Consider the following 13,603-nt stretch of genomic DNA (forward strand, 5'->3'; position numbering starts at 1 on the left):
CGTTCTGCGTTCTACGTTCTACGTTTGAGTGGACGAAAGGACGTTCGAGGTTCAACGTTCAACGTTTGCAGCGCCGTCCATGGTCCATTCCCGCCGTCGCCATCGCGCTGCTGCTGGCGCTAAGCTCCGGCTGCACCCTGGCCAAGGTCGACGTCAACGTGGTGAGCGAGCGGACTTCGCTGGAAAATCAGGTGCTCGGCACCTACAACGCGCTCTCGGAGGACGTGCTCCTGGTGGCGTCGGTGCGCGGGGTGTCGCCCACGGGCAAGGTGGAAACGCCGCCCAAACATTCCCCGGAACAGCAGGAGGCGGCCCAGGCCCTGGAGAATATCGCGTTCCACGCCGACGATGTCGAGGCCCTGAAACGGCTGGGATGGGTGGGGGAAAACCTGGAGGGGACCCTGACCAGCTTCAGCCGCGAGGTCCCGGAAAAGGCCCCGGCCGACCTGAAGGCCTTCGCCGGTCGCTTCGGAGAGGGTGAGTTCCGCCAGGTAGTCAATGAAGTCAACCGCTCCCGCGAGATCCTGATGCTCAGGGTGGTGCAGACCAACGAGAACTTCACCGCCAAGGACCTCCCCGCCATCCGCAAGGTCTTCGCGCGGGTGAACCGCCAGAACAGCGCCCCCGGCACCAGGGTGCAGGAGGACGACGGGAAGTGGGTAACCCGATGAACGCCGCAACCAGGAAGATCACCCTGTTGCTGGCCGTGGCCGCGCTCCTCTCCGGGACGGCGCAGGCGGTGCCGCTGGGTGAGGAACTGCTGGCCCCGGCGGCGCCGCGCCCGGCCCCGCGCTCGCGCCCGGAGGTCGCGCCGACGCCGGCGGTCTACACCCCGCAGTCGGTGCTCTACGCGGCGCGCTCCCGGGACGGCAGGTGGACCGCGACGGTGGAGAAGGGGGACGCGGGGTACGAGCTCTGGCTGCACCCCGCCGGCAACGGCGCCGAACTGCCGCGCCTTCTCACCAAGGGGCCGGTGCGCATCTCCGCTCCCGCCTTCGACGCCACCGGGACCAGGCTCGCCTACGCCGACGAGCGCGACGACCTGAAGGGGGACATCTGGCTCATCGACCTGGCCAGGCCGGGCGCGGAACCGCGTCGGCTGACCGGCAACGACGCCGGTGAGGACGCCCCGGGCTTCGCCCCCGACGGCAGCGCCGTCTATTACCAGCGCCAGCTCCCCGGTGCCGAGCGGCGCGACCTAGTGCGCCTGGAGCTCGCCTCCGGCAAGGGAGAGGCGCTCCCCATCGGCATCGACGCGGCTTTCGCTGCGGTTTCTCCCGACGGCAACCGGATCGCCTTCGTCTCCCGCGACAAGGATCCCGGTGGCGACCTCTGGCTCTGGGACAAACAGGGCGGACGCCTGACCCAGTTGACCGCCGGCGCCGAGCGCGACCTCTACCCGGTCTGGCAGGACGCCGAGACCCTCCTCTTCACCCGCTTCGCGCCCCCAGCCGGGGATGCGGCCAACGGACCGGACGGTGGCGCCGTGTTCCGGCTGCGGTTAACGCGTGACGGAAGCCACGGCTTCCCGGCCGCCTTCCCGCTCACTTCAGGCCTTCTTTCCACCGCGGCCCCGATCCCTGCCGGCGAGCGCGTGCTCTTCGTGGCGGGTGCGGCGGCGGGGGGGCAGGTGCTGTCGCTGCCATCCTCCGGCGAGATCCCGGAACAGGCGGATGCCGCCGCCCAGTGGCAGGTCGCCCGGGTGATCCTGGAGCGCCAGCCGGCGGACCCGGCCACGGCGCGCCTTGCCTGCCTGCGCGTGCTGGCGCGGGAGGATGCCCCGACCCGGGAAGGGGCGCTGGCGTCCTTGGCTTTAGCCGGGCTCCTGGAGCAGGGGGGTGAGCGGGCCCAGGCGCAGGACCGCTACGCCGAGGCGGCGCTGCGCTACGCCGCCTTCCCGGAAGCGGCCCTGGCCGAGATCGCCCGGCTGCGCCTGGAGGCGGAGAGCCGCTGCGAAGAGGTGGTGGTCGCGGGACGCCGTAAGGGTGTCATCGCCGACGCGCAGGAGGATATGCTGCGGGCGGCGAAGGGGAAGGGGGCGGACGCGACGGCCCGGGCCCTGGTGGACGGCGCACGGCTCCAGGCCGAATACGGTTCCGGCGCCGAGGACCAGTTGGCCGCCATCGCCCGGTTCGAGAAGGCGCTCGCCGAAGCTGCCGCCGCTCCCGACATCCTGGCCGAGGCGGCCTACCGCCGCGCGCGGCTTTTGGCCCGCATCGAGGGCGGGGAGGGGTCGGTCGCGGCCCTGGTCGAGGTGGCCAAGAAGTACGACCGGCAGGAACAGTGGGCCGAGGCTGCCATCGCCGAGATCCTGGACCAGCTGACCGCGAAGAACGCCGACGCGCGCGAGCGGCTGGCGGCCCTGGCCGAGCAGTACCGCACGAGTCTACCGCGTCTCGCCATGGGGGCCTGGAACCGGGTCGGCGATCTCGCCTACCGCGGCGGCGACTGGGTCCGCGCCAAGGACGCCTACCGCACCGTGCTGGAGCAGTTCCCCGCCATCGCCACCCCGACCGCCGCGGCCCGCTTCGCGCTGGCCGAGATCCTCTACCGCGAGGAGCGCTACGGCGAGGCGACGGCGCTCTACGAGAAGGAGATGGGGGAGCACCCCGAGGACGCGCCGCTGTACCAGCTGGCCCGCGCCGCCTACCTGAGAAAGAGCCTCGCCGCCGGCGAAAGCCTGTACCGGCTGGGCGAGGTCTCCGCCGCCCGCGCCGCATTCCTCGATCTGATCCGCTACGAGGGGAGGAGCCTCGAGGCGCACCGCGGCTACATCAAGTCGGTCGCCGCGCAGGGGCAGGCCCCGGAACTGCTGGCGCTGTACCAGAAGATGCTGCACTCCTATCCGGACGATCCCGTCCTCCTCTACGGCGCCGGGCTCTGCCACACCTACCTCCCGGGGAAGGATGCCCTCAAGGAGGGGGACCGCCTGATCGCGCGCGCCGCCGAGCGGCTGCCGGGGTCCGAGTACCCCTTCCAGACCCGCGGTTACATCGCCGAGGTCCTGGAAACGGTGCATGGCGAGCAGGGCGGGCTGGAGCGGGCGCTGAACCTCTACCGCCGCGCCAAGCTTTTGAACCGTCCCCAGGAGAACCCGGAGAACAGCGCCAACCTCTCGCTCAACATCGGCAACATAGCCTATCTTTTGGGGCGCAACGCCACGGCCTGGAGTTTCTACAGCCAGCGCCTGGCCGCCAAGGTCCCCTTCGACAACGTCGACACCGAACTCCTCTTCGAGCAGCGCTACGGCGCGGTCGCCTTCCAGGTGGGAGAGAAACAGGCCGCCATCGACGGCTACGGCCGGGCGCTGAAGCTCGCCGAGTCCCGCCTCGATCCGGCCCGATCCCTGGAGCAGTTCGGCCGCCTGACCCGGCGGGTGAACGAACGTCTCTTCGCCGGCCAGAAGCTCTCCCCCCAGCAGGAGCAGCGGCTTGGCGAACAGCAGGCCATCAACGCGGAGCTGGAATTGCTCGGGGCGGACCGGGTCGAAGCCCCTCCCGCACCGGGGTGGCAGAAGTTCGACGCCGCCCTCAGGACCCTTCTGGCGCGGCAGCGCAAGCTGATCGCCGCGGCCTGCACCGGAGTGCCGCAGGGGGACAAGTTCCTCGTGGAGCTGAACGGGATGGCGGGCGCCGTGGAGCGCGAGCTCGACAACGTGCCGCGCCTGGTGGAGACCGGGGCGGAGCTTAATGATCGGCTCGGCCTTGCCAACTTCGACGCCGAACGCTTCCAGCCGGCCCTGGCGCACTTCGACCAGGCCTACCGGCTGAACCGGGCCCTCGGGCGCCACGCCAACCTGGCCGCCAACCGCCGCTCGGCGAGCATCGCCGCCTACCGCCAGGCCGAGACCGCCTCCGGCGCGGAGAAGAAAAGGCTCCTGTTGCTGTCCCGGGACGGTTTCACCGAGGTGCTGGCGCTTTTGGACCAGTACCCTCCCGAGAAGAAGAGCGCACCCAAGCGCGGCGGCGGATTGATCAACGTATCCGCCAACGTCGCCCTCAACAAGGGGGGCGCCACCGAGGCCGCGTACGGTTTCTCGGCGGAGCAGGAGCGGCGCCTGGCGCAAAGCTACTTGGCGCGCATCGCCACCGACCTCGGCGACAACGCGGCGGCCGAAAAGCTCTTCAAGGAACTGCTCGGGCGCTACCCGGAGCGGGTGGACCAGGTAGCCGAGGGGGATCTCTTCGGGGTGGGCCTTCTGAGCCACCGCGCCGCCCAGCTCGCCTACGCGCGCGGCGACCGCGCCGCGGCAGCCGCCGGTTTTAAAAAGGCGACCGCCATCGCGCTCAAAAACGGCAACGCCGTGGGTGCCATGTTGAACCTGGTCAACTGGGGGATGCTGCTGCCCCAGGATGCCGCGCCGGGCGAGGTGGCGGAGTTGCTGGAGTCGCAGGCGGCCTGCTCGGCGCTGGCCGACTCCTACCGCGCCGCCCTTCCCCCGGATGCCGTGGCCCGCTACGGCAACGATGCCGGCGCCATCCTGGCGCGGCTTGCCGCCGGGCGTGCCGACGAGGCCAGCAGGCAGGCGCTGTTGTACAAGGCGGTAGCCGCTTGGGACAAGGTGCTGAAAGCCGGCGCGGCAGTGGGGGGGGCGAATGATTATTCGCCCCTACAGGGACGGCACACCGTGGGGGCACGCCTGGCGGCGCGCCTGAACCGGGCGGCGACGCTTGCCCAACTGGGGCTTGCCGAGGCGGCCAACGCCGGCTACACCACCGCGCTCGCCGAGGCGCGCGCCGCCGGCAGCGACGCAATGGCCTGGCGCGCCCAGGCGGCCCTGGGCGACTACGACGGCGCCCTCAAAATCCTGGATCGGCTCCCTCCCACCGACTACGACCTGCGCCTCGGCGAACTCACGGAGCGCTTCTCGCCGCGCATCGAGGCGCTGACCGTCAAGGACCCGGAGCAGGGCTTCGCCCTGGTGGAGCGTCTCTCCGAAGTGGAGCGGGTGCAGATCCTGGGGCGGAGCCTCCTCGGCGTCGACGATGACGCCACCGTGGAACTCCTGGCCAAGGCCGCACCGCACCTGGCCGAGTTGGACCGGGTGCGCGCCGCGTTTGCCAAGGCCGCACCGGAGGATGCCGCTTATCTCAAGCTGCGCGCGCAGCAGGAAGAGGCGGTCCTGGACGCGCTCCTGGGCAAACAACGGGAACTCCTTCCCCCTTACTACGCCGTCGCCGGCCCCGGCGCGCTCCGCCTCGCCGCATCGTCGGCCGCACTTTCCAGCGGCAGCCCTGCGGAGCGCGACCGCTTCGCCGCCCTTCTTACCTCCTTCCGCAAGGAGTGCGCCTCCGGCAAGGGAGCGAAGCTGTGCCAGGCCCTGACGCCGCAGCCGGCCGAGGCGATCGATGTCATGGAACGCCTCGCCGGGCGTCCCGTGCTGCGCCTGGTCGCGCTCCCCGGCGACCGCTTCCTCGTCTTCGCCTTTGGCACGAAGGACGGTGTCAGCGCCCAGACCCTGCCGCGCGCGGCCGTCGCGGCGCGTTTGAACGACCCCGAGGAGGTCGCCATCTACGAACGCCCCGAGCAGTTCGCCTCGGCCAGGCCGCTCAGTTGGGGGGTGAGCGCCAGCCAGTTGCTGAAGAGCGTGGAGGGACGCCGCCCCCTGCGGACCCGGGTGCTCGACCCGGCTGGGCTGTGGCCCGCACAGGCGCCCTTTGCCAAGCTCCCGGCGGACTCTCTCCCGGCTCGCCTTCCCGATGCCCATACCCTCGCGCTTCCTGCCGCCGCTGGGCTTCTTCCTTCGGCTCCCAACCGTCCCGGTGCCGGGGGCGCGTACAGCGCCGCCTGGGAGGATGCCGCCGGCGTGCGCCACGACCTGGTGCAGCTTGCCGACGGCGACTCGGTGTCGCTGCTGCTGGCGCCCAGAGGGGGGACGGGACAGGCGTGGTACCTGGGGCAGTTGGCCTCGCTGATCGGGGTGCCGAGCCTCCTTTTGGGTGACCGCTCCGCCGATCTCGCCCCCTTCGCCAAGAGCTACGCCGACCGCTCGCTGGCCCAGGCGCGGCGGGAACTCCCCGGGGACTGGCTCTTGATCGGCGACTGGGGGGGCGACGCCGCCGAGAGCGCCACGCTCGCCAAGAAGCTCTTCAGCGACTACGTGAAAAAGGCGGTGCAGGCGCACAACGACGGGCGCTACGCGCAGGCCCTGGCCCTCTTCGACAACGCCCTGGTGGTTGCCGAGGCGACGCCGGAGCTGGCCAAGAACCGCGCCGCGCTGCACCGTCACGCCCGCGAGAGCGCCTTCGGCGCCGGCTTCACCGAGCGCGCCGTGAGCCATGCCGAGAGCCTCGTGCAGCGGCTGGCCAAGGAGAAACCGTATTCCGCCGAGCACGCCGACGCCCTGTTGCGGCTCGGGCTGTTACAGGGGCGCCTGGAGCACTTCCATGAGGCGACCGCCGCCCTCAAGGAGGGGATCTCCATCTTCGCCGACTTGGGTCTCGCCAAGGACCGGGCCGCCGCCCTCTCCGATTTCGGCGTGGTCATGGAAAATGCGGTCGATTACCCCGCCGCGCGCTCGCTCTTCGAGGAGGCGGCCGGGCTGCGCGCCCAGTTGAAGGACGAACTGAATCTCGCCGACCAGTACCGCAATCTCGGGCGCATCTTCGACCTGCGCCTGAACCAGTTCGCGGTCGCCGAAAGCTACTACCGGAAGGCCCAGGAGCTCTACGCGAAGAACGGCAGCGCGGCCCTTGAGGCCGAGACCATCCTCGAGCGCGGCCGCTGCCAGCGCCTCCTGGGGAACTTCCCCGCCGCCGATCTCCTCTACCGCGAGGCGCTTGCCAAGGTGGGCAACTCCGAACTGAAGACCCGGATGCGGATCGTCCTGGAGCAGGGGAACAACGCCTGGTTCCAGGGGCGCTACCAGGAGGCCTTCGACCTGCGCGAGCAGGTGGAAAAGGCGGCGCTCAAGGAGAACTGGGCCCTGGAGCAGGTGATGGCCAAGAACACCGGCGGCCTGATCTGGTGGACCCTGGGGGACAACAGCCGCGCCCTGGTGGAACTGAGGCAGGCCCTGGAGCTGGCCGGCAAACTGGAGGTCCGCCGCGACGAGAGCGCCACCACGCTGAACAATATCGGGCTGGTGCGGCGCGAGTCGGGCGACTACCAGGGGGCGCTGGAGAGCCTCGGTCAGGCGCTCGCCATCGACCGCGCCCTGGGCTCGCGCTGGGCCATCGCCTACGACCTGAGAAACCTGGGGCAGACCCGGCTCAAGATGGGTGACCCGGCCGGCGCGCTGAAACTCCTCACCGAGGCGGCGGGACTTGCCGACGCCATCGGCGACAAGGTGAACCAGGCCAAGATCCACCTGGCGCTGGGAGACGCCCGGGCCCGCAGTAACCAGGGCGCCCCGGCGGCGGAAAGCTACGGCAAAGCCTTGGAGCTCGCCGACGCCATGCTGCTCAGGGAGGTGCGCTGGCGCGCCCTGCTCGGTCTCGCTCGCTTGAAGGAAATAGGTGGCGACCGTGACGGCGCCGTCGCCTCGTACCGGCAGGCGCTGGAGACGGTGGAGGGACTGCGCGCCGAGATCAAGCTGGACCAGTTGAAGGACGGCTTCCTGGCCGACAAGATGGACGTCTACCAGGGGCTGGTCGGGCTCCTGGTGGAGCTCGGCCGCCACGACGAGGCCTTCGCCGTCGCCGAGCGCTCCCGCGCCAGGAACCTGATCGACATCCTGGGGCGGCAGCGGCTCTCGCTCGCCGGGGGCGCGGACCAGGACCTCTACGACCGCCAGGGGCGGCTCAGGGAGCAAATCCAGGAGCAGGAACAGCTCGCGCTGCAGGCGGCTACCCCCGCCGAGCGCGCCATGTACGCGGCCGCGCTGGACAAGCTGCGCGGGGAGTACCAGGACCTCCTGCTCGACATCGAAAGGCGCCGCCCCGAGCTCCTTTCGCTGGTGAAGGTGGCCCCGGTCACCGTTGGCGAGGTGGAGTCCCTGCTGGAGCCGGGGGTGACGCTGTTATCCTACTACCAGCTCCCGGACCGGCTCCTGTGCTGGCGCCTGGAGCGGCAGGGCTCGCGGCTCTTCGTGCTCAAGGTCTCGGCGCGCGAGGTCGCCGACAAGATCGCCACCTACCGGCGCATGCTGCAGAACCTGGAGCCGCTGGAACAGAACTCCCGGGAGCTGTACCGGATCCTCCTCGCCGAGCCGCTCACCGGCGTACCCGAGGGGCAGACCGTCGGCATCGTCCCGCACGGCAGCCTGCACTACCTCTCCTTCGCCACCCTCTACGACGGCAGGGACTACCTGGTGGACCGGCACACCCTGTTCCACCTCCCGGCCGCCTCGGTGTACCGTCACACCCTGGCCCGGCGCCAAGCCGCCAAGAACCTGCGCATACTGGCCATCGGCAACCCGGATCTGGGCAACGCCGCGCTGGATCTCCCCTTCGCCGAAAAGGAGGCCGGGACGCTGCGCTGGAACTACAGCGACGTGACCACCCTGACCCGGGAGCGGGCCACCGAGAGCTGGGTGCGTGAGAACATCGCCAGGTTCGGTATCATTCATCTCGCCTCGCACGGCGAGTTCGACACCGTCAACCCGCTCTTCTCCTCGATCCGGCTCGCCAAAGACGGCAAGAACGACGGCCGGCTGCAGGCCGAGGAGGTGTTCGGGCTGGACATCAAGGCGGACCTGGTCGTCCTCTCCGCCTGCCAGACCGGCCTGGGGGACGTGAAGAGCGGCGACGACGTGATCGGCATGAACCGCGCCTTCCTCTTCGCCGGGACCCATGCCCTGGTCTCCAGCCTCTGGCGCGTCTCCGACGTCTCCAGCGCCATACTGATGAAGCAGTTCTACCGGGACTACAGCCGAAGCGACAAGGCCCAGGCGCTGAGGCTCGCCATGCTGCACGTGAGAAACCGTTACCCGCACCCCGGTTACTGGGGGGCGTTCGTATTGACCGGCGATTACAAGTAAATTCGACAGCACGGCCGGAGCGAGATCCGGCCGATCCACGGAGGTGAATCCATGAAGAAGAGAGCTTTGGGCGGCGCGCTGCTGCTCCTGGCGCTGTGCGCGGGCCAGGTGCTTGGCGCCGAGAAACGCTGGGTGGTGAGCGAGGGGACCACCCTCAAGAAGGAACAGTCGGTGACTGCTGCGAACCTGGCGGACCTGCCGGTGGGCGCGGAACTGACGCTCGTGGAAGGCGAGGGGCGCTGGCTCAAGGTGCAGACCGCCGACGGCAAGGAGGGGTGGGTCTACGCCGGGCGCGTTTCCGACACCCAGCCCGTTGCCGAGGTGGGCGGGGGTGACGGCCTTCTCGGGGACAGCATGCAGAAGAGCCAGATCAACACCGCCAAGGCCGACAGCGCCCGCAGCGTGCGCGGCCTCTCCCCGGAGACCGCCGCCTACGCCAAGCAGCACGGCACGCCGGAGGCCCTGAAGAAGGAGCTGGACAAGATCCTGGCGCGCAAGGTTTCCAACAACGATGTCAAGGCCTTCCTCAAGGAAGGTAAAATCGGCGAGTACGCCCAGTAAGGAGGGAGCCATGAACAAACTACGTCTTTTACCGCTGGTGGCGCTCTTCTGCCTGGTCGCGGCACAGGCCCACGCCGGATGGCAGGACACCATCAACAACCTCATGAAACCGGATTCCAAGGAAGGAAAGATCCTCTCCGGGGCCACCCAGGTGCTCTCCTCGTCGCAGGAGATGACCTACCAGACCGAGTGCACCGTGGGCGAGAGCCTCGCCCTGGACAGCATGCAGCGCTTCGGCAAGCCGGTGCAGAACGAGGCGCTGCAGAAGTACGTGAACCTGGTGGGGAACGCGGTGGCCAGAAACAGCCGGCGCTCCACCATCCCGTACCGCTTCGTGGTGCTGGACAGCCCGGTGCAAAACGCCTTCGCCGCCCCCGGCGGCATCGTCTTCATCAGCCGGGGGCTCCTCGACGTCCTCGACAACGAGGCCGAGCTCGCCGGGGTCCTGGCCCACGAGGTGGGGCACGTGGCCGAGAAGCACGCGCTGAAAAGCATCCGGCGCGCCCAGTTCCTGCAGGGGGCCAGCGCCATCACCGCCGCCACCATGAAGGGGAGCAAGGGGCAGCAGTTCGAATCGATGGTCGGCGACCTGCAGAACACCCTCTTCGACAAGGGGCTCGACCAGGGGATGGAGTACGAGGCGGACCAGGCCGCGCTGGAGACCACCTACCGCACCGGCTACGACCCTGCCGCCTTGGTCAGCGTGCTGCAAAAGCTCAAGAAACAGGAGGCGACCGCGGCCAAAACCGGCTCCTGGTTCTCGACCCACCCGCCGCTGGACGAGCGGATCGCCAGGCTCTCGGCCCAGCTCGCCAAGTACCCGGCGGCAGGGTCGGCGAAGCTTCCCGCCAGGTTCGCGAAGTATGTGAAGCCTGCGAAGGGCGGTAAAACGACCAAGTGAGGTGACCGGCTGTCATAGTCCAGCGGACTGTGGCGGTAACTCTCAGAAAAGAAAAGGGGAGGCTCAAAGAGCCTCCCCTTTTCTTTTAGATTGGAAACTATGCCTGTGTTCATTTGACTACTGAGATCTCGTGCTAAAATTAATTGCACTTTGTTAGCTTCTCGTCATATATTTGTTCACAAAGTTGCGTGACTATGCCTGCAAGTGGTCGTTCGGAAAGAACAGGAGAGTCTGTGGCCGCTGTCGACAAACCGCGGAAGCCGCGCCGGACCCAAAGGAGTGGATGCTGAGAGCTGTGCTCGTACTGATACTGTGCCTGCTCGCTGGCGGGTGTCAAAGTCCCGTCCAGCACCAGACGGGGCCGCCCGTACCCCTGCGCCTCGCCTACTCCACCCAGCACGACTGCGCGCTGGTGCATATCGCCGTCGCCCGCGGCTTTTTCCGGGACGAGGGGCTTAAGGTAGAGGCACACAGCTTCGGCTACGGCAAAGAAGCGCTGCAGGCGGTGCTGGAAGGGAAGGCGGACCTGGCCACCGTCGCCCAGACGCCGGTCGCCTTTGCCGCCCTGCAGGGACAGAAACTTTCTGTGTTGGCTAGCATCTTCACCTCGAACAACAATCACGCCATCATTGCCGACCGTAAAAGCGGCGTCCTCCGCCCCGGCGATTTGAAGGGCCGGCGCATCGGGTTCACGCCGGGAACCACCACCCACATGTTCCTTTCGTCCTTCCTTATCGCCAACGGCATGAGCATCGAGGATGTGGTCCCGGTCCCCTTGACGCCGGAACTGATGCGGGATTCCCTCCTCTCCGGCCGGGTTGACGCGGTCTGCACCTGGAGCCCCAACGAGAGGCTCATCGCCAGGAGCCTTGCCGGTAGAGACGTCATCTTCGAGGACCCTTACATCTATACCGAGACCTTCGTTATTGCCGGGCAGACCACCTACGTGGCGGGCAACCAGGAGGCGGCGAGGCGGCTCCTGCGCGCCCTGGTTCACGCCGAGGAGTTCGCCTCCGCCCACCCTGGGGAGGCCCAGGCCATCGTTGCTTCCACCTCCAAGCTTCCCCCCCCCGTGCTCGAGGAGTGCTGGGGCAAGAGCGCGCGCAAGGTGAGCCTCGACCACGCGCTGCTGATAGCGTTGGAGGATGAGACGCGCTGGGCCGGTAAGCTTGGCCTGGCGCGTGAGGCAGGAATGCCCAACTATCTGGAGTACATCGACCCGCGCCCGCTCTTGTCGGTGAAGCCCGAGGCGGTCGAACAGCAGGTGCTCAAAAGTGACCTTCGCCCGTAGACTCAGGATAATCTCGCTGCTCTCCTTCACCCTGCTGGTGATCGTGGCGGCACTATTGGCCTGGTCCTCCAGGGAGTTGGCCGTCGCCGAGCGCAACCACGTCGTGGCTGACCAGATCCAGGCCGCCGTGTTCCACCGGGTCACCGTGCGCGACGAGTACTTCATCTTCGGGCTGGAACGGGCCAGGCAGCAATGGTTCGCCGTCAACGAGGCAGCCACGCATCTGCTGGCGCAGGGGCTGCCCCAGGCCGATGACCAGCGCGCCAGGCAGATCCTGGAACGGAGCCGGCTCTCCCTGGCTGATTCGGTGCAGATATCGAAGCGCCTGGTTGAACAGATGCGGCGGGTCCCTGCCGCCGACTCGGCCGTAGCCCATCACGACGAGTTCGCCAGCCGGCTTTACAGCCAGATCATGCTCAGGGACTCGGCCCTCCAGCAAGATGCGGTGAACCTGCAAACTCTGGCCCGTGATCGTTTTCAGCGCGCCAGCGACCGGATGATTTATCTCACCCTGCTGTTCGTCATCCTGATGGCGCTGGGCACCATCCTCAATTCGGCCTTCCTGACCGGGGTGCTGCATCGGCGGGTGGCGGCCATCAAACGGGGTGCGGACGTCATCGCCTCCGGGGACCTGAGCGGCGGCATCGAGGTCGAGGGCAACGACGAACTGTCGGAACTGGGCCGGGTCTTCAACAGCGTGACCCACAAGATCCGCGACTACACCCAGGCGCTTCACGACAGCGAGCAGCGCTACCGCATGCAGCTGCAGGAGTTGGCCAACATCTACACCCACACCCCGGTCGGGCTCTTCGCGGTGGACCGCGACCTCCGCTATTTGCGTATCAACGAGTACCTGGCGAGGCTCAACGGCAGGAGCATCTGCGAGCACGTGGGGCGCACGGTGGAGGAGGTCCTGGCACCGGGATTGGCCGCGCAACTGAAGGATGTCTGGCGCCCGGTCCTTGAGCGGGGGGAGTGCGTCCTGAACGTCGAACTGCAGGGGACTGCGGATCCCTCCGACCAGGCCCCGCGCCACTGGCTGGCGAGCTATCAGCCCCTTCTCTCCGAGGGGGGGAGCGTGGCCGGTCTCATGGGGGTGGTGCTGGAGATCACCGAACGCAAGCGGGCCGAGGAGATGATGGACGGCGTGCGCCAGCACCTCGAGGAGGAGGTGCAGCAGCGGACGGCCAAGCTGCAGCTCATCAACGAGCACCTGACCCAGGAGATCGAGATCCGGAAGAGGGTGGAGGTCGAGCTCCTGGCGCAGCAGCAGAAGCTCCAGGACATGGCGCTGGACCTCGCCATGGCCGAGGAGCGCGAGCGTGACCGCATCGCCAGCGAGCTGCACGACCAGGTCGGCCAGCGGCTGATCCTGGCCAAGATCAAGCTGGACTCGTTGGCGAGCAGCGCCCCCGCGGGAGAGTGCGAGGCCGAGGCGGTCGGAGCCTTGGTACAGCAGACCATACAGGACATCAGGTCGCTCACCTTCCAGCTCCGCCCGCCGCTGCTGGCGAGCGCCGGGCTCGAGGCGGCGCTGCGCTGGCTCGGCGAGGAGCTTGCCGCCGACTTCGGGTTGCAAACAGAGTTCGACGATGACGGCAAGGATAAGACCTTGCCCTACGAGATCCGCTCCACCGTGTTCCAGGCCGTCCGCGAGCTCATGCTGAACGTGGTGAAACACGCCGGCACGCTGCAGTGCCGGGTCGCGTTGTTTAGGAGCGACGGGTTCCTGGTCATCGCGGTCGAAGACGACGGCATCGGCTGCGGCGCGGAGCAGGGTGAGGCGGAAACACGAGGCGGCGGCTTTGGCCTCGCCAACGTAAGGCAGAAGATACAGCATCTGGGCGGGACTTTTACCATCACCAAAAAGGGAGCAGGCGGAACCCTGGCCACCATAACGGTGCCGCTCGGGTCAGGCTGATAAAGGGGG

6 protein-coding genes are annotated in these 13,603 nt (G+C 68.3%); all 6 read left to right on the plus strand.

Annotated features, from left to right (window positions below):
- Positions 1-65: 65 nt before the first annotated feature.
- The gene (locus KOL99_RS14365; protein WP_236026254.1) at positions 66-671 is read left to right on the plus strand and encodes a DUF1318 domain-containing protein; all 606 of its coding nucleotides are present in this window, start codon (positions 66-68) and stop codon (positions 669-671) included.
- Positions 656-8,920 (plus strand): CHAT domain-containing protein, encoded by an 8,265-nt coding sequence (locus KOL99_RS14370; RefSeq protein WP_236026256.1) that lies wholly within the window; start codon positions 656-658, stop codon positions 8,918-8,920. Before KOL99_RS14365 ends, KOL99_RS14370 begins: the two co-directional genes overlap by 16 nt.
- Before the next feature lie 51 nt (positions 8,921-8,971).
- Positions 8,972-9,481: an SH3 domain-containing protein gene (locus KOL99_RS14375; RefSeq protein WP_216511174.1), complete on the plus strand. Its 510-nt coding sequence runs from the start codon at positions 8,972-8,974 to the stop codon at positions 9,479-9,481.
- 10 nt (positions 9,482-9,491) lie between these two features.
- Positions 9,492-10,382: a M48 family metalloprotease gene (locus KOL99_RS14380; protein WP_216511175.1), complete on the plus strand. Its 891-nt coding sequence runs from the start codon at positions 9,492-9,494 to the stop codon at positions 10,380-10,382.
- Between the two features lie 295 nt (positions 10,383-10,677).
- Positions 10,678-11,673 carry an ABC transporter substrate-binding protein gene (locus KOL99_RS14385; RefSeq protein ID WP_328760454.1) on the plus strand — a complete coding sequence of 332 codons (996 nt, stop codon included), beginning with the start codon at positions 10,678-10,680 and terminating at the stop codon, positions 11,671-11,673.
- Positions 11,657-13,594 carry a sensor histidine kinase gene (locus tag KOL99_RS14390; RefSeq protein WP_216511177.1) on the plus strand — a complete coding sequence of 646 codons (1,938 nt, stop codon included), beginning with the start codon at positions 11,657-11,659 and terminating at the stop codon, positions 13,592-13,594. The genes KOL99_RS14385 and KOL99_RS14390 overlap by 17 nt, the downstream gene beginning before the upstream one ends.
- Positions 13,595-13,603: the final 9 nt, after the last annotated feature.

This window comes from Geomonas azotofigens (assembly GCF_018919395.1).
Taxonomy (GTDB): Bacteria; Desulfobacterota; Desulfuromonadia; order Geobacterales; family Geobacteraceae; genus Geomonas; species Geomonas azotofigens.